Source organism: Bacillus sp. FS02 (assembly GCF_024398395.1).
Classification (GTDB): Bacteria; Bacillota; Bacilli; order Bacillales; family Bacillaceae; genus Bacillus; species Bacillus altitudinis.
Genome location: NZ_CP074101.1, coordinates 727,447 through 743,566 on the forward strand (window position 1 = coordinate 727,447; position 16,120 = coordinate 743,566).

The 16,120-nt window shown below is 42.4% G+C and carries 22 protein-coding genes, 2 pseudogenes and 1 riboswitch; of the genes and pseudogenes, 9 read left to right on the top strand and 15 right to left on the bottom strand.

Going from position 1 to position 16,120, the window contains the following annotated elements; translation table 11 throughout:
* Positions 1-54: 54 nt before the first annotated feature.
* Positions 55-176, bottom strand: a riboswitch (SAM riboswitch).
* Between the two features lie 220 nt (positions 177-396).
* The 3 genes and pseudogenes from KFQ09_RS03745 to KFQ09_RS03755 all read left to right on the top strand — a co-directional run bounded on the left by KFQ09_RS03745 (position 397) and on the right by KFQ09_RS03755 (position 2,145).
* Positions 397-1,136 (top strand): annotated as a pseudogene (locus tag KFQ09_RS03745) (esterase family protein).
* Positions 1,137-1,188: 52 nt separating this feature from the next.
* Complete coding sequence (locus KFQ09_RS03750) at positions 1,189-1,704, top strand: YjcG family protein (RefSeq protein WP_024720139.1); 516 nt, start codon at positions 1,189-1,191, stop codon at positions 1,702-1,704.
* Positions 1,705-1,710: 6 nt separating this feature from the next.
* Entirely contained in the window at positions 1,711-2,145 is a 435-nt protein-coding gene (locus KFQ09_RS03755; RefSeq protein ID WP_008348412.1) for a GNAT family N-acetyltransferase, read from the top strand.
* 83 nt (positions 2,146-2,228) lie between these two features.
* Here KFQ09_RS03755 and KFQ09_RS03760 read toward each other — a convergent pair whose 3' ends face one another.
* On the bottom strand, positions 2,229-2,486 hold the full coding sequence (locus tag KFQ09_RS03760; protein ID WP_008348414.1) for a hypothetical protein: 258 nt from the start codon (positions 2,484-2,486) through the stop codon (positions 2,229-2,231).
* A gap of 126 nt (positions 2,487-2,612) precedes the next feature.
* On the opposite strand from KFQ09_RS03760, the pseudogene KFQ09_RS03765 reads away from it, so the two are divergent.
* Positions 2,613-4,889, top strand: a pseudogene (locus KFQ09_RS03765) (ATP-dependent helicase); the annotation flags it as partial.
* A gap of 48 nt (positions 4,890-4,937) precedes the next feature.
* On the opposite strand, the gene KFQ09_RS03770 reads toward KFQ09_RS03765, so the two are convergent.
* The 5 genes from KFQ09_RS03770 to KFQ09_RS03790 form a co-directional block, all read right to left on the bottom strand.
* Complete coding sequence (locus tag KFQ09_RS03770; protein ID WP_008348417.1) at positions 4,938-5,195, bottom strand: sporulation-specific transcription regulator SpoVIF; 258 nt, start codon at positions 5,193-5,195, stop codon at positions 4,938-4,940.
* 136 nt (positions 5,196-5,331) lie between these two features.
* Positions 5,332-5,469: a YjcZ family sporulation protein gene (locus tag KFQ09_RS03775; protein ID WP_008348419.1), complete on the bottom strand. Its 138-nt coding sequence runs from the start codon at positions 5,467-5,469 to the stop codon at positions 5,332-5,334.
* Positions 5,470-5,553: 84 nt separating this feature from the next.
* The gene (locus KFQ09_RS03780; RefSeq protein ID WP_008348420.1) at positions 5,554-5,775 is read right to left on the bottom strand and encodes a hypothetical protein; all 222 of its coding nucleotides are present in this window, start codon (positions 5,773-5,775) and stop codon (positions 5,554-5,556) included.
* Between the two features lie 84 nt (positions 5,776-5,859).
* Positions 5,860-5,988, bottom strand: coding sequence for a hypothetical protein (locus tag KFQ09_RS03785; protein WP_008348422.1), 129 nt, complete (start codon positions 5,986-5,988; stop codon positions 5,860-5,862).
* A 71-nt stretch (positions 5,989-6,059) separates the two neighbouring features.
* Entirely contained in the window at positions 6,060-6,410 is a 351-nt protein-coding gene (locus KFQ09_RS03790) for a DUF1360 domain-containing protein (protein ID WP_019743061.1), read from the bottom strand.
* A 177-nt stretch (positions 6,411-6,587) separates the two neighbouring features.
* Between KFQ09_RS03790 and KFQ09_RS03795 the strand changes: the two genes are divergently transcribed.
* The 5 genes from KFQ09_RS03795 (at position 6,588) to KFQ09_RS03815 (ending at position 9,222) form a co-directional block, all read left to right on the top strand.
* Positions 6,588-6,974, top strand: a complete 387-nt coding sequence (locus KFQ09_RS03795; protein WP_007498962.1) for a spore coat protein — start codon at positions 6,588-6,590, stop codon at positions 6,972-6,974.
* 44 nt (positions 6,975-7,018) lie between these two features.
* Positions 7,019-7,354 carry a hypothetical protein gene (locus tag KFQ09_RS03800; protein WP_008355377.1) on the top strand — a complete coding sequence of 112 codons (336 nt, stop codon included), beginning with the start codon at positions 7,019-7,021 and terminating at the stop codon, positions 7,352-7,354.
* 88 nt (positions 7,355-7,442) lie between these two features.
* Positions 7,443-7,928: a spore coat protein gene (locus tag KFQ09_RS03805; protein WP_008348431.1), complete on the top strand. Its 486-nt coding sequence runs from the start codon at positions 7,443-7,445 to the stop codon at positions 7,926-7,928.
* Between the two features lie 147 nt (positions 7,929-8,075).
* Positions 8,076-8,567, top strand: coding sequence for a CotY/CotZ family spore coat protein (locus KFQ09_RS03810; RefSeq protein WP_008348432.1), 492 nt, complete (start codon positions 8,076-8,078; stop codon positions 8,565-8,567).
* Between the two features lie 211 nt (positions 8,568-8,778).
* Positions 8,779-9,222, top strand: a complete 444-nt coding sequence (locus KFQ09_RS03815) for a CotY/CotZ family spore coat protein (RefSeq protein ID WP_008348434.1) — start codon at positions 8,779-8,781, stop codon at positions 9,220-9,222.
* A 37-nt stretch (positions 9,223-9,259) separates the two neighbouring features.
* Here KFQ09_RS03815 and KFQ09_RS03820 read toward each other — a convergent pair whose 3' ends face one another.
* The 9 genes from KFQ09_RS03820 to tenA form a co-directional block, all read right to left on the bottom strand.
* The gene (locus KFQ09_RS03820) at positions 9,260-9,835 is read right to left on the bottom strand and encodes a CotO family spore coat protein (RefSeq protein ID WP_255836034.1); all 576 of its coding nucleotides are present in this window, start codon (positions 9,833-9,835) and stop codon (positions 9,260-9,262) included.
* Positions 9,836-9,948: 113 nt separating this feature from the next.
* On the bottom strand, positions 9,949-10,725 hold the full coding sequence (fabI, locus tag KFQ09_RS03825) for an enoyl-ACP reductase FabI (protein WP_003211867.1): 777 nt from the start codon (positions 10,723-10,725) through the stop codon (positions 9,949-9,951).
* 149 nt (positions 10,726-10,874) lie between these two features.
* Complete coding sequence (gene thiD / locus KFQ09_RS03830) at positions 10,875-11,681, bottom strand: bifunctional hydroxymethylpyrimidine kinase/phosphomethylpyrimidine kinase (protein ID WP_079919101.1); 807 nt, start codon at positions 11,679-11,681, stop codon at positions 10,875-10,877.
* A 17-nt stretch (positions 11,682-11,698) separates the two neighbouring features.
* The gene (locus tag KFQ09_RS03835) at positions 11,699-12,712 is read right to left on the bottom strand and encodes a thiazole biosynthesis adenylyltransferase ThiF (protein WP_017359662.1); all 1,014 of its coding nucleotides are present in this window, start codon (positions 12,710-12,712) and stop codon (positions 11,699-11,701) included.
* A complete protein-coding gene (locus tag KFQ09_RS03840) occupies positions 12,709-13,476 on the bottom strand; it encodes a thiazole synthase (RefSeq protein ID WP_007498979.1) in 768 nt (255 codons plus the stop codon). The genes KFQ09_RS03835 and KFQ09_RS03840 overlap by 4 nt, the downstream gene beginning before the upstream one ends.
* 4 nt (positions 13,477-13,480) lie before the next feature.
* Positions 13,481-13,684 (bottom strand): sulfur carrier protein ThiS, encoded by a 204-nt coding sequence (gene thiS / locus KFQ09_RS03845; RefSeq protein ID WP_017367025.1) that lies wholly within the window; start codon positions 13,682-13,684, stop codon positions 13,481-13,483.
* On the bottom strand, positions 13,681-14,793 hold the full coding sequence (gene thiO, locus KFQ09_RS03850; protein ID WP_017367024.1) for a glycine oxidase ThiO: 1,113 nt from the start codon (positions 14,791-14,793) through the stop codon (positions 13,681-13,683). The genes thiS and thiO overlap by 4 nt, the downstream gene beginning before the upstream one ends.
* A complete protein-coding gene (gene tenI / locus KFQ09_RS03855; RefSeq protein WP_017367023.1) occupies positions 14,777-15,394 on the bottom strand; it encodes a thiazole tautomerase TenI in 618 nt (205 codons plus the stop codon). Before tenI ends, thiO begins: the two co-directional genes overlap by 17 nt.
* Positions 15,369-16,079 carry a thiaminase II gene (gene tenA / locus KFQ09_RS03860; RefSeq protein ID WP_017367022.1) on the bottom strand — a complete coding sequence of 237 codons (711 nt, stop codon included), beginning with the start codon at positions 16,077-16,079 and terminating at the stop codon, positions 15,369-15,371. Before tenA ends, tenI begins: the two co-directional genes overlap by 26 nt.
* Positions 16,080-16,120: the final 41 nt, after the last annotated feature.

Sequence of the window (16,120 nt, forward strand, 5' to 3'; positions counted from 1 at the left end):
AATTTCAAAACAGAAAAACCCCTTCTTCATAAGAAGAAGGGGTTTAATCGCTTCCTCTTATCTTCCAAGCAAAAAAGCTGCTTGCTGGATTTAGCACCTTGGTACATCACATGAAGTGATGCATACCGGTTGCTGAGGTTTCAAAGGGCCAGTCCCTCCACCTCTCACGATAAGAATGTGTTGTCTGTCTGTTCTAATTCTTAATACTGTAACGCATTAAACCTCATTTTTCAAGGGGAAATGTAACGATTAATTAAAATTTTCTGTATTTTGCAGCAGATTGGATGTCAGCCAATTTGATTGCATGTTAGCATATAGGAACAACGCTGTTTTTCGTGTTACAATGAATGGAAACGTTTCACTTATGATGAATTTGGTTAGCTGGAGGAATGGATTATGGTGAAGAAAACAGGCATCATTCAAGAAGAAACCTTACAGTCAAAAGAACTTGGGGCAGATATGACCATTTTGATTTATTTGCCAGTCAATTACTCCCCCTTTATACATATCATGTCATCATTGCACAGGATGGTCATGATTATTTCCGTCTAGGTAAAATAGGCAGACAGGCGGAAGAATTAATGCAAAACAAAGAAATGGAACGCTCGATTATCATTGGTGTCCCATATGAAAATGTGACTGAAAGGCGAAATACGTATCATCCAGACGGACCAAAGTTCGAGGCGTATAAACGCTTTTTGGCAAATGAACTAGTTCCGTATATTGATGAACACTACCCAACGTATCAAGTTGGATCAGGTCGTACATTTATTGGTGATTCATTAGGTGCTACGATCTCACTTATGACAGCCATTGATTATCCTTCGTTATTTGGTGGATTGATTTTGCAGTCTCCTTACGTGGATGAGTCGGTTCTGCAAGCAGTCAAACAGTCATCATCCCTTGCTCACTATGCCATTATCCATCAAATCGGGTTAGAAGAAACAGCTGTGAAAACGACAGATGGGCAAGTGCTTGACTTTATTCAGCCGAACGAAGAATTAAAGATCCTTTTGGAGAAGTCAGGTGCGGATTATTTATTTGAGACATTCGAAGGCGATCATAAATGGACGTTTTGGCAGCCGCTCATTTCACCTTCGTTAAAAAGAATGCTCCCATATTCGTTAATCAACTGAATTTTGTTATAATAAAAAATAATAAATACTTTCTTAATCAGGAGGGAACATGATGAAATACGGAGTTGTTTTATTTCCATCAAAAAAATTGCAAGACATTGCGAACTCTTATCGGAAACGTTATGATCCGAACTATGCACTCATACCACCTCATTTAACATTAAGAACACCTTTTGAATTAACGGATCTAGAAGCAGCTGAGGTCGTCTCCACCTTGCGAGAGTACGCAAAAAATGCTTCTCCTATTACGTTACGTATTAAAAAATTCAGTTCATTCGCTCCTGTAAACAACGTGATTTATATGAAAGTAGAACCGAACGAAGAATTAATGACTCTCAATGAGAAGTTGTACACTGATCCGCTTGCTGGTACACCTGAATATGCATTTGTTCCGCATGTGACAGTGGCTCAAAAGTTATCAGACGATGAGCATTCAGACGTTCTAGGCACATTGAAGCTGAGAAAAATTGACCACGAGGAAACGGTTGACCGCTTCCATCTTTTATATCAATTAGAGAACGGTTCTTGGACCGTTTATGAAACATTTATCTTAGGAGAAGAGGGTTAAAGACATTTGAATACAGTCATCGTAAAAGAACAAACACAACGAGAAGATGCTTATTATGTTCGAAAAGAAGTTTTCGTAAAAGAACAAGAAGTCCCGTTAGAGATCGAAATTGATGAACTTGAGGACGAAGCCATTCACTTTGTCATTTATAATGATGACAACAAACCACAAGCTGCTGCTAGACTGCGCATAATTGAAGGTCATAAGGCAAAGCTTGAACGAATTTGTGTATTAAAAGAGGCGCGCTCTTTCGGTCTTGGCCACCAGCTTTTAGAAGCACTTGAGTCTGAAGCGATGGCAAACGGAGCGAAAGAAGCTGTCATGCATGCACAAGTCCAAGCTCTTCCTTTCTACGAAAAGAAAGGCTACAAAGCCGTTTCAGAACCGTTTGAAGAAGCAGGAATTACACATGTCAAAATGACAAAAACACTATCCGTTTAACGACAATAAAAAGCCAGGGCATCATGGATGCTCTGGCTTTTTATTGATTCCATCTCGTTCGCTCAGGAAGAAAGCGCAGTCATTTAGACGTAAGTATTGATATGAACGCCCTTACCTTCTTCCATAAACATATCTCGTACAAAGCGTTCCCGCTTTTTTTGCTGTACTTTCGTTTCCGCTTCTGTCACTAAGTCCTCTTTTTTCTCCAGCTCTCTGTATACCTTGTCATGAAAGGTGCGGGTGACCTTCGTCACTTTCGCATAGTCTTCTTTATCCTGAGGAGCAGGACGATTGATATATTGAAAATACAGATCCGGCTGAATCGGGGCTATATATCCCATCAAGAACGCCTCCTTTGCTTCTCTTCTACTCTACTATTCCCTAATTATGACTGTTTGAAACACGCCTCATTTGATATGATTAGATGTGTTTCTTTTTAAGATTGATTGACTATTGGAGGACTAGCTTTGAAATGCGCACGACGACATGATCGAACGATCTCATTACATACATATTCGAGAGAACACTATCAATTCCTCCATGATGAGGGCAAAAAAGGGCATTTATCTTGCCCATATTGCGGACAACCCGTCTTTTTCAGATTAAATATACATGAAGAACCTGCCTTTATCCATAAGCAAATATCTCAGCAAGAGATTTGCGAAAAAAGAGAACAACAAGAGGAAAAGAAACCGGCTGAACGAGAGGAAGAGGCATCCTACAAAGAACTTGGCGGCTTTCGCTTTCCAACCGGCAAACAGATCATCTCACAAACAGAAGAATCGGATGACTGGCAGGAACCACGATCCATTCAATTTGGCGAAACCTTTCATTTAGAAAAGAATGAAGAAGTGCATACCATTGACCTCTTTCCACACATCACCTTTAGCGCACCGCAGCTCCAAGCTGTCACACACAAAGACGGTCCGATGCTTGTGCTGGCTGGCGCCGGCAGCGGGAAAACAAGGGTACTGACAGCAAGAGCTGCTTATCTGATGTCGCACCATCAAATCCCTGCTCACCATATCCTGCTCGTGACCTTCACCACAAAAGCAAGCAGTGAAATGAAAGAAAGACTACGTATGCAGTATCAGCTTCATCCTTCACAGGCGAGCCAAGTTGTGACAGGCACATTCCACAGTCTATTTTATAAAATGTTGCTTCACGATGATCGGGGCAAATGGAACGGACAGCATTTGATTAAATTCGACTGGCAAAAAGAGCAGTATATTCGCAAAGCGATCATGCATGAAGGACTTGATGAAAAAGACTATCCAACCGATCAAGTGCTGCAATCAATCGGCTATTGGAAAAATGCTTTTTTACCAAACGAACTTCCTGAGCTGAAAGATGAAAAGGAAAAGCAAATGTGGACAATCTATCAGTCATACGAACAGCAAAAGCGTGAAAATCAACAATTTGACTTTGATGACATGGCGATTGCCTGTTTACACATGCTGACTAAGCAGCCTAAATTGCTCAAACAATATCAAGAACGATTCAAGTATATTTTAGTAGATGAATTTCAAGATATTAATCCCGTACAATATCAATTAATCCAGCTTTTAGCTGGAGAATCCGAGCAGTTATTTTGTGTAGGCGATGATGATCAAGCCATCTATGCATTTAGAGGAAGCAATCCTGCTTTTATTCTTGACTTCAAACAGGACTATCCTTCGGCCGAGATCGTCCATTTACATGCAAATTACCGCTCTCATCATACGATTGTCGCAAGTGCAGACGCCATTATTAAGAAGAACCAGCATCGTTACGAGAAAACGTTAAAAGCCGTACGCGTGGAGAAAATTCCGCCGACTCTTTTTTATCCATATGACGAGGAAGAGGAAGCGACCATGATCGTAGCAGATATTCAGGAGAAAATTAAAAACGGTGCAAAACCGAATGACTTTTGCGTGCTGTTTAGAACGAATACAGGAGGCCGCGCGATTTATGAACGTCTTCATCAATCGGCGATTCCGTATCAAACTGATGCTGGCGTAAAAGCCTTTTATAGCAGAAGAATTGTTCGGGTGCTGCTCGCTTTTCTTTCGCTCAGTCAGGATGCAGATGATGTCGCCGCAATGAAGCTGCTGCTGCCCGTTTTCTTTTTAAAGCAGCAAACACTGAATACCATGAAGGCACTGACCATTACGGAAGATTGTTCTATGGTAGAGGCACTTGGAAAGCTAACAGACATTCAGCCGTTTCAGCGCAAAAAACTGCAATCGATCGTTCCCCTGTTTCGTACGTTAAAATCGTTAAAGCCATCTGAAGCTGTAGCGTTTATTGAACAAAGGATGGGACTTGGTGATTATTTAAAAAAACGTGTGAGTGATACGAATGTGCTTGAAAAAGGAACTGATGATGTACGAGATGTGAAAACAGCGGCGAAACGTTTTGAAACGATTGAAGCCTTCCTCGCTCATGCCGAACATATGAAATCTGCTGAAAAGGAAAAATCAGATGAACCAGGCGTTCAGCTCATGACGATCCACCGTGCGAAGGGACTAGAATTCCAAACAGTGTACATCACGAGCGTGGTTGATGGGGCGCTCCCTCATGACTTTGCACTTGATGAGCTGAGAAGCGGTGATGAAGAAGCCATCGAAGAGGAGCGGCGCTTATTATACGTTGCCATGACGAGAGCAGAACAATCCCTTTATCTATCCGTTCCATCATATAGAAGAGGAAAAACGGCTCACCGCTCCCGCTTTTTGTACCCTCTTTTAAAGAAAAATCGTGAATTATTCACACAAAAACAACAGGCCCCCTTTAAACGGAGAGCCTGTTGTTTATTTTTTGTTGTTCATCATTTTAGCGATTGTATTAAAATCAAGCTTTTCTTTTCCACTTGTAATCGATTGAACGATTTTATCTTCCATTTCTTTAGGTACACGTTTGTTTGCAAGCTGCGCCACTTTTTTAATGACACCTCGTACGGTATTCTCATCTTTAAAGTTCGCGTTTTGCAAAGAACCTGCAAGCTTAAAGACATCATTCATATTTACACCTGTTTTATTTTCCACACTTTTAAAGAACTTATTATCCATTCCTTTGCCTCCTCTTTGTGGAGTAATCACCTTACTATATGAAAATAGGCGAGATATGTGCCTATCCTGCTGCCTTGTTAGCAAAGAGAAAGGAAAGCAAAAGGCTTCCCTATTGCTTCCCTCACCTTCTTACTGTTTAGTTAAAGAAAGAAGCACCAACGATGATTAGAAGAATGAAAAGCACGACGACAAGAACAAAAGTTGAACCATAACCGCCGCCGTAGCCGCCGCCATAACCTCCGCAATAACCGCCACCGTAACCGTAACAACTCATATTTAAGCACCTCCTCTTCTCCCTTACAAAATATGAAAAATACATGAAATGGTTTGGACGATCACATAAAAAAGTGCGGAATTTTTATTTCTGCTGTTTAAAGACGTAATCTGCCTCTCCATGACGGATCATGAATGCTTCTGTTTCTTTCGCAAAAGTATCCATTTTCTCGCCAAATGCTTTTAAGTGCTCTTCAAGATCCTTCGCTTTATTCGCTAGATCCATTTCAGCTTTTTCGTGCGCTTGCTCTTTCCCATCATGGGGTTTAGTGAACAAGGAACCGATTAATTGTTCGAATGCATCCATTCTGGTCACCCCTTCTCTCTTACATATGCATCACCCAAAAAAAGGGCAACAAAAAAACCGGATAAATCCGGCTTTTGTTTTTCCCTATTGAGGTTTCTTTTTCTTCCCGCAGCCGCAGCCCGTCTTCTTGATTTTCTTCGTATATACAGATTGTTGATTTGACTGCGCTGGATACCCTTGAAGCATATGTGACGGTGTTTCAGTTGGTTTCATCGCAACCCTTCCTTTCCTATTCCATGTTAGTATATGCATTTTCTTTAAGCGTGTCTGATCAGAATGCCTGTTTATTTCACAAGCTTCGACACGACTGCTTCAATCAAGCCTGCTGCGGCGGCAATCGCTAATAGTAAATTAAGCCACATGCTGATGACAGGAAAAAATATGTATATCGCAAGTAAAGCAGCAGTGCACCACATACCCGTACACCAATAACAGCTTAACAGCTCTCCTATCCAAGATCGCAGTCCCTTCCCCTTAATGACGATATAGGTCTCGACTTCACCTTGTTCGTTTACCTCTTCTTGCTCTTCATGAAATAGACGGCGAAAGGGGGCTGTAATCGTATCAAACACGATCAATCTCGTCAGCCTAAAGGATGCGAGGGCAAATATAGCAAATGACAAAGCGCCGCTCATGGAACCTCCACCTCCTTCATTCTTCTTTTTCCGTCCTTTCTTTATATATGCAAAAAGAAAGACCGCCATGATGAATCGGGTGTAAATAAAATTGGGTTGTACTTTTTCATGCTTTCCGATTCCACCTTGAGCCTCTGCTGCATTAAATAATGTATAGATAAGAAAGGAGTGAAAGTATTGTCTATTGAAGAAAGTGCTGATTTATTATACACACAACTGTTAAACGAATTAATCAGCAATTATGATGATTTCATCGAGATCAAGGATTCCGAAAATGTCACGATTCATAAAACAGATGTAACAGCCGCACTCTCCCTTCAAGCGACCGTAACGACAATCATTACTCTTTTAATTCAAATTCTTGTACCAGATGATGAATTGGCTGCAGACATCACAGAACAGCTTTTAGCTGCACAACAAGTGACAGTTCAAAAGAAAACCGTGATTCAAATCATCAATTGTTATAACGTCACGATTACATTATCTGATGCATCCATTATGAACTCCGTCCAAATTCTCACTCAAACACTGAATGTACTTTTAGTTGAAGCCGGCATTCTTTGACCCTTTCTTTTTCTAACATCATGTATGAAAGAGGTGAAATAATCGTGGCTGAAGAGAACGAAAAAAAGGAGTTTCAAATCAACACTGATGTTGATCCATTAACAAGCCTTCTTGTGAGTGATATTTTAAACAAAAATAATGTCACAGATGATCAGAAAGCAAACCTTTCAGAAGATCAAAGAAGGATGATTTTGAAGCTGGTTCAGGATTTACAAAAGAAAGCAGATGATTTCGTACAGCAGCAGCAGGAGAAAAAGCGTCAGGCAGAGGCAGCAAAACATGCAGAAGAGGTCGAGCCTGAACCACAAGTGCGCCCTAAACGAAATTCACTTCGAGATCGTATCCAGCAGCGCCGTCAAGCGCAGCAAAATAACGATTAAATAAAAATGGGTTGCCTGCTAGGATAAATGCCCGAGACAAAACCAATCATTCCAGCATTTAATAAAGTAAACGGAAGGAGGAAAAGAAATGGATTCTAAACCATACTCTTGGGTCGCTCTAGATCGTAACTGTACACACCACGGCGATTACCATCATAACTACGAAAGAAAAGCAGTTTGTGACGGCCACTATTATGATGATGAAGATGTTTTACAAGACTTTGATCAAGTGAGTGTCACAAAGCAGACATCTGAGGAAGTCATTATCGTTAGAGATTCTTGTGACATTAACGTTTCTTCTGTTGATGCACAGGTTGCAGCATCTATCCAAGCAGCTGTTCAAACAGCGATCATCACCATTACAAACATCTCAATCGCTGATGGTGACCTAGCTGACCGCGTCACGCAAGATCTCTTACAAGCAGCTAGCCACAAACAAACAAATCGCCAGAAACTTGTTATCGAAAACTCTAGAAACGTTACAGTCTCTACAATCGATGCGGACATCTCTATTGCCATCCAAACGCTTACACAGACACTTGTTGCGACGATCGTTGCAATTGGTATCCTCTAATGTACAAAAGCAGAGCGAAAAGCTCTGCTTTTCCTTTTTCTAAAAATACAACAAAGATAAATAGTCATTTACCCACACCAACTAGAGGGCGCATACATATGTTGTTAAGGACTAAAGTCAAATACCTTGTTAAAGGAGCTGAAATCCATGAGCTGCGGAAAACACCATGGCCGACATGATGAAAACTGTGTATGCGATGCGGTTGATAAGATTTTAGCAGAGCAGGAAGCTGTAGAAGATAAATGTCCTACGAGCTGCTACAGTAATTTATTAAGCCCGACAGTTTCTGGAAAAGATACGATTCCGTTTTTACTTTTTGATAAAAAGGGCGGATTGTTCTCTACTTTCGGAAACATTGGAGGATTTGTTGACGATTGCCAATGCTTCGAATCCATTTTCTTCCGGGTTGAAAAATTGCATGACTGCTGTGCCACATTATCTGTATTAAGACCTGTTGATGTACACGGACATACGCTAAGCGTTTGTCACCCTTGCGATCCTGACTTCTTTGGTTTAGAAAAAGCGGACTTTTGTATCGAAGTTGATTTGAACTGTTTCTGCGCGATCCAATGTTTAAATCCAGAACTTGTCGACAGAGTCATGCCAACAAAAGATAAAAAGCATCATCACCACGGCTAACCAATCGCCCGCTCATCTATCTTGTCATAAGTCAAAGCATCCCCTTCCTCACGAATGACAACCAATCATGCGGAGCAGTCAGCAAAAGGCGGCCGCTTCCGCATTGATTGACATTAGATACATCAACCGGCGAGACACGTAATAAAGCTTATAGATGATGATGACAGTGCTCAAACACTCAAACAAATTTCCTTGTATAGGAGGGTTGAATATGAGCCGCAAACATTCATGGAACTGTGTAGCAGAGGCTGTTGAAAACATAAACGACTTACAAAATGCCGTCGAAGAGGATTGCCCGACCAGCTGTTACAGCAATCTCCTTTCTCCATCACATTCATTAGGTGACACTGTCCCGTTTGTTCTATTTACCTCAAAATCAAAACCATTCGTCGCATTCGGAAACGTCGGAGAAGTAGATGCTGGCCCTTGCTTCAGCACTGCATTTTTCAGAGTCGAACACATCTCTGATCACTGCGCAACACTCAGCTTGCTTATTGCATTTGACAAAGATCGTCATATTTTAGATTTTACAGATAAAGATTCCGTATGTGATGTGTTCCGTTTAGAAAAATCAAAGTATTGCATTGAAGTAGACCTTGACTGCTTCTGCGCAATCGAGTGCTTAAATCCAAGACTCATCAACCGTAGCTGCTAACAAAAAAAGTCCCGTTATGGGACTTTTTTTATGTTCATTAAAAACCAAGTGGATGAATAGAAGAAATATCACCAATTGCTAATTCCACTGGATTACCGCCGCCTGCCGTGCGGATGACCACCATATTGTCTTGTCTCTCCATGATGATTCCTCTGTATGTTTTTCCATCGGCTTCAATGAGGCAAAGCGCTCTCGGCATATTATGCGGCAGACTTGTAAGAAAATCGACTTTCTCCTCGATATTCATTTGGCTTAACGGCTTCTTCACTCGTTTTCTTCTTGGTTCTTCTTTTGTTTCATGAAATACGCCTTCTGGTTGTTTTTCTTGTTCTTGTACTGGCTCTCGATTTTGTGAATCATCTTTTTCTTGATTGATCTCCTGCTCTTGCTGTAGCGCAGGCGGCTCTTCTTTTTTCTGCTTTACTTCCTGTGATACAGGTTCTTGCACGCTCTCTTCGATTGCATCCTCTTTGGCGCTTTTTTTGGTTTCTGAAGGTTTTTCTGACTTCTTGCGCTTTCTCACAATATTTTGCATGGCCGGCGCTGATTCATCATAGCTCGGCTGAACAATATACATAAGCGGCTTTTGATTCTCATCACCTTTATTTGACATACTAATCCCTCCCGAATGATTCATTCCTTATATATATGAGAGGACACCCCAAATCAGAAGAAAAATAAAAAACAGCATACCAGTGATTGGTATGCTGCAAATCAATTATTCGTTTAGCGGGCAATGATATGGAAGCCAGAATCAACATGAAGATTCTCACCTGTCATGCCGCGGGATAAATCACTGAATAAGAATAGTGCTGTATCGCCAACTTCTTCAGGAGTCGTTGTACGGCGAAGCGGTGCACGCTCTTCAATATCCTTCAGGATCGTATTAAAGCCGCTGATTCCTTTTGCAGATAACGTACGAATTGGACCAGCAGAAATGCTGTTCACACGGATGCCTTCCGCTCCAAGATCAGCTGCTAAGTATTTCACACTTGCTTCAAGGGCTGCTTTTGCTACACCCATGACATTGTAGTTAGAGACAACGCGCTCTCCGCCTAGGTAAGTAAGTGTGACAATGCTTCCGCCTTCTGTCATGAGCGGACGTGCTGCTTTTGCTACAGCTGTTAGTGAATAGGCACTAATGTTGTGCGCTAAAAGGAAACCTTCACGGTTCGTGTTCAAATATTCACCGACAAGCTCTTCTTTGTTCGCAAATGCAATCGCATGTGCAACACCATGGATGACTTGTACTTTTTCTTTAATCGTTGCAAAACATTTTTCGATTTCTTCATCACTTGTCACATCACAAGGAAGAATAATGGAATCATCACGCTCTAGCGTGCTTGCTAGCTCTTTCACTGATTCTGCCAGACGATCTCCAACATAAGTAAAAATCAAACGAGCTCCTGCTTCGTGAAGTGAACGAGCAATTCCCCAAGCGATGCTTCGTTTATTGGCAACACCCATCACCACAATATTACGGCCTTCTAAAGAAAAGTTCATATGTATTAAAGCCTCCTATTTTTTCAAGACATAGTATTAGTACCTGATCATAATCTTATCACAAATCATGAGATATTGACAATTTCCGTTGAAAGAAAGTTTTTATTTCAGTAAAAAGACCGTCCTCACAAGTGAAGACAGTCTTCTTTTTATGCTTTGACTCTGTTTTGCTGATAAGCAAAGTGGTTAGTCGGTCCGTGCCCAGCGCCAATATTCAGAGGAAATTTGATCGCCTCATGGACAAAGGTTTCTGCCGTTTCAAAGGCTTCCTTCATGGAATGACCTTTTGCTATTTCTGCCGTTAATGCCGCTGCAAATGTACAGCCTGTTCCGTGTGTATGTGGTGTATCAATATGTTCATTCGTGAGTTCAAAAAAGCTTTTTCCATCATACAAAAGGTCTGTAATGAGGCCGTCTGAAGGACTATGACCTCCTTTGATCACAACATAGGACGTGCCAAGCTCATAAAGTCGTTCTGCTGCTCTATGGCGATCGTCTTTTGTCTGAATGCGCATGCCTGTCAGCACTTCTGCCTCAGGGAGATTCGGTGTGACTGCATAACTGACAGGTAGTAACTGTGTTTTCATAGCAGAGACCGCATCTTCATTTAATAAAGAAGCGCCTCCTTTAGCAATCATGACTGGATCGACAATTAGTTTCAAGTCATATTGCTTCGTCTTTTCAGCAACGACACTGATCATGTCGGCACTCCACAGCATCCCTGTTTTAGCGGCATCTGGCAACAAGTCTTCTGCTACTGCATCAATTTGACTTTCGAGCGCCTCGATAGACAGTGGATAAATACCGTGAACACCAAGTGTGTTTTGAGCTGTAATGGCCGTAATGGCGGACATTCCGTACACACCAAGCTCCTGAAAGGTTTTCAAATCTGCTTGAATACCTGCTCCACCACCAGAATCAGTACCTGCGATGGTTAATGCTTTTTTAATCGTCATGTCATCTCACCCTCTCATTAGCCAATCCATTGATGATAAATCGTTCTCGCTTTCGCAATATCATTTGTCCCATGTACAAGCGCTCTGCCATCTTTGAATAAAACGAGCTTGTACTCATCCTTCTGACACGAAAGCAAATAAGGATTTTCCAGCACATCCATTCCTGCTTTCTTTAGCTGACGTGCTACTTCATGCAGCGCCGGGGGTGCCCCTAGTGCACTGCGAATTTGTACGGTATTTCGTCCACATAATACATCTGCTTTTGCTCTTTGATCATATGAGAGAAATGGATATGTCTTAAGACCGCAGCTTGGACATTGTTTCTTTTTTAAAGACGTAACGGATCGAATATCAGATCGCTCGTTTGTCCATAAATCAAACGATCTTAATACCGGCGTGATGTGGTGTCCTGTTAAAAGCTTCAGTGCATCCGCCACTTGATAGGCCGCAACCTGTTGCACAACTGGACTAATAATTCCTGCTGTATCACATGTCATGCCTTGTGCAGGTAAATGCTCAAGCAGGCAATGTAAACATGGTGTTTCACCAGGAATCACTGTGAATTGAATACCATAGCTTGCTACACAGGCCCCGTAAAGGAACGGAATTTGATGTTTGACGGCTGCATCGTTCGCAATCATTCTCACCTCAAAATTATCCGCTGCATCCACGATGATGGATGCCCCGCTGACGTACTCATCAATATTTTGAGCGGTCACGTCAATGACGATGCCTCTCACATGAACGTCACTGTTCACCTGCTTGAGTCTTTTCTCAGCAGCCACAGCCTTTGGCAGCCGATCAAGAACATCTTGCTCTGTGTATAGCTGCTGACGCTGCAGGTTGCTCCATTCAATATAATCTCTATCCAAAATGGTGACAGATCCTACGCCGGCACGGACGAGCATTTCAGCACTCGCTGTTCCAAGTGCCCCAGCCCCAATAATGACGGCCTTTGAGGCGTGTAGCCGTTTTTGTCCTTCTGTTCCAATCGGCCTAAACAGCTCTTGACGTGAATAACGTGTGCTCAAAATGCTGGCATTCCTTCCTGCGGACTGCTGGCTGTTCCATAGTTTTTGAGTGGAATACGGCCTGCCTCGAAACCGAGTCTTCCAGATTCAATCGCCAGCTTCATCGCTTTAGCCATTTTCACAGGGTCCTTTGCGCCAGACACGGCCGTATTCAGTAATACAGCATCAGCGCCCAATTCCATCGCATAAGCAGCATCCTTCGGCGAACCTACACCCGCATCAATAATAACTGGCACCTTTGCCTGTTCGATAATAAACGATAGATTCAGAGGGTTTAAAAGCCCTTGACCTGAACCGATTGGAGAAGCACCTGGCATAATGGCATGGACACCAAGTTCTTCTAATTTCCTTGCCAGCACCACATCATCTGACGTATATGGCAGCACGATAAAACCTTCTTCTAATAGCATTTCAGATGCTTTTAACGTTTCGACTGGATCTGGCAGAAGAGACCTTGAGCAGCCAATGACTTCTACTTTGATCATGTCACACAGTCCAGAAGCTTTCGCTAAACGGGCAATCCGCACCGCTTCTTCCGCTGTACTTGCCCCTGCAGTATTTGGCAGCAATGTATAGGCTGATAAATCAAGCTGCTCTAAAAAATTGGGCTGTGATGGTTCAAATATGTTCATTCTTCGCACAGCAAAGGTCAAAATTTCAGCTTCTGATACGTTGACCGCCTCTTTTTGAACTTCAAATGATGGATACTTTCCTGTCCCTAGTAATAGTCTTGATGTAAATGTTTTTCCGCCAATGCGCAGCATGGTGTCATCCTCCTCCTACAAAGTGAACGATTTCAATCGTGTCATTTGGTTGAATTTTTACCTGTTGAAAGGCTTCTTTATCTATAATTTCTTGATTTTTTTCAACGATCACCACTCGGTTTTCAAGTTGATAGGCTGATAGCAGATCAAAAATCGTGCCATTTTCCTTATCGAAATCAACCATTCTTCCATTCAATTGAATTTTCATACGAACAATGCCTCCTTTCGCCCAATACGAAACGCATGAAGCCATTCCTTGTGAACAGACTCGCCCGCTATTAAGCCGCGAATGATTTCCCCCGTAATTGGCGCAAGTAAGATGCCATTTCGGTAATGTCCCGTTGCAAAAAGAATACGCTCGTCTTCTGGATGTTTTCCGATATAGGGGTGCCGGTCGCTTGTCGCTGGCCGAAGACCTGCCCAGCATTGATCAATCGACATCTCTCGAATAGAAGGCATGAGCTGAGATGCTTTGTGAATAACTGCTTCAATACCGCCAAGTGTCGGAATGGCCTGCCAGTCATTCGGCTTCATCGTTGCACCAATCACTAGCTTACCGCTATCCCTTTGAACGATATAACAATGATCATGATAGATGGTGTGTGCAAGCGCTGGACCGTTATTCCAAACAGACACGCATTCTCCTTTTACGGGATAGAGAGAATGTGATAAACCCAGTTCTTCTAAAAAACGGCCTGACCATACACCACTTGCTACAGTCAGATGATCACATGTGAAGATGCCTTTAGCTGTACTGACTGTCAAAGTTTCTTTTCCCCTCTTCACATCGATAACGGGGGTAAACTCCTTCACATCCGCTCCGTGCCGAACAGCCGCCTGCCAAAAAGCCCTGCATACCGCATATGGCTCGACATGTACATCATCTTCTATCAATCCTGCTCCTACGATGTCATCTGCAATTTGAGGCATACGTTCTTTTACGCTGCTTGCTTCAAGCCATTCAAATGTGGGCAAATGCTGCATCCGGCAAAGCGCACGCTTTTCTTGTTCTGTAAAAGCCACCTTCATAATCCCGCCCACTGATGTCCGAATATCAATGCCCGATTCATGCTGAAGGTCGACTGTTAATTTTTCATATAAAGCCTGACTTTGTCTGCCTACTTGAAAGAAAATATCCTCATCACCTTCTCCTTCAGCATGTGCACCCAGCATGCCAGCAGCCGCACTTGTCGTTTGCTTCCCGATCTCATTTGCCTCAAATAAGACAATCTGCTTTCCTGCTTTTGCAAGGTGATAAGCGATCGACATCCCTATGATTCCACCACCAATGATTGCAACATCATAATGCTTGTTCATAAGGATTCTCCTTTCGCTTTTTAGAAAATGTTTGCGCCATTTTGCGCGGCTGAGGATGAGCAAAAATCCCCGACATGACGGCTATTCCTTTTAACTCAACATGCATCAATTCTGGCAGTCGTTCTGGTGTGATTCCACCAATGACAACGACTGGAATGGACAGCGCAGAAGTCATGTCTTCCACAATCTTTATGCCTCTCGCCTGAAGTCCGGGTTTGCATGCGGTATCATACACATGTCCAAACATGACATACTCTGCCCCGTTCTTCTCTGCTGCTTTGGCTTCTTCTATCGAATGAACCGATACCCCCGCATGGAGGTGAGGAAATTTTTGTCTTAATTCCTTTGGCGAAAAGCTGTGTCCAGGAAGATGAACCCGGTGAATATTGGTCAGCAGCGCAACGTCAACTCGGTCATTGATAATCAGCTTTTCTTTCGGAACACCTTCTGCTAGAAGTTGTTTCACGAGGTGAACCAGCTCACCTGCTGCCTTCGATCGTTCACGAATATGAATAAAGTCTACTTCAGACGCAATGTCTTTTATTTGCTTGATGAGCTCCCTGACAGGAAGCGTATCATTTGTCACTGCATGGAGTTCCATTTGCACCAACCCCATCTAAGCATGCTGTCTGCCACATTTCTTTTTCATACGCCATCTCCCAGAAATGGTATTCGTAATAGCTCGAAATCACGAAATTTTCTTTCATATTAGCCCGCACATGTTCTGGCGCTTTTTCTGCAAGTTCATCAAAACGGTTCACCTGTTCAAAAACAAGCTCTTTAAACCAATCCCCGCCATATGTCAAAATCCATTCTTGATAAATCGGATGGTCAGGAGTTGTTTGTTTCAGTTTTTCTCCTACCTCATAATAAAGCCAGTAGCACGGCAATAATGCGGCTAAAATTTCTTCAAAACGACCGCTTTTCACAGATCGGTACATATGCGAGGTATATGCATAAGCAGTTGGAGAAGGTTTAAAGTTTGCCAGCGCTTCATCAGAGATCTGGAGCAGTTCTGTGAACTTTCTATGCAGTGATAGCTCTGCTTCATACGTACCCTGCGCATGATATGCCATTCTGCCTGTCGTATGTAAGTCCTCACTAATGGCGGCTCCATACGACTGTACTTTTGCAAAATGAGTTAAATAGTACGAATCCTGCATCACATAATAAGTGAAACGATCGAGTGAAAGTGTGCCATCACCAATCCCTTTCACAAAAGGGTGTGTAAAGCTCCCATTCCACCATCTAGCTGCTGCTTCTTTACATTCGTTCGAAAATGTCATGTTCCTCTCCTCCTGTTTTTCCATATAAAAAAACCACTTTC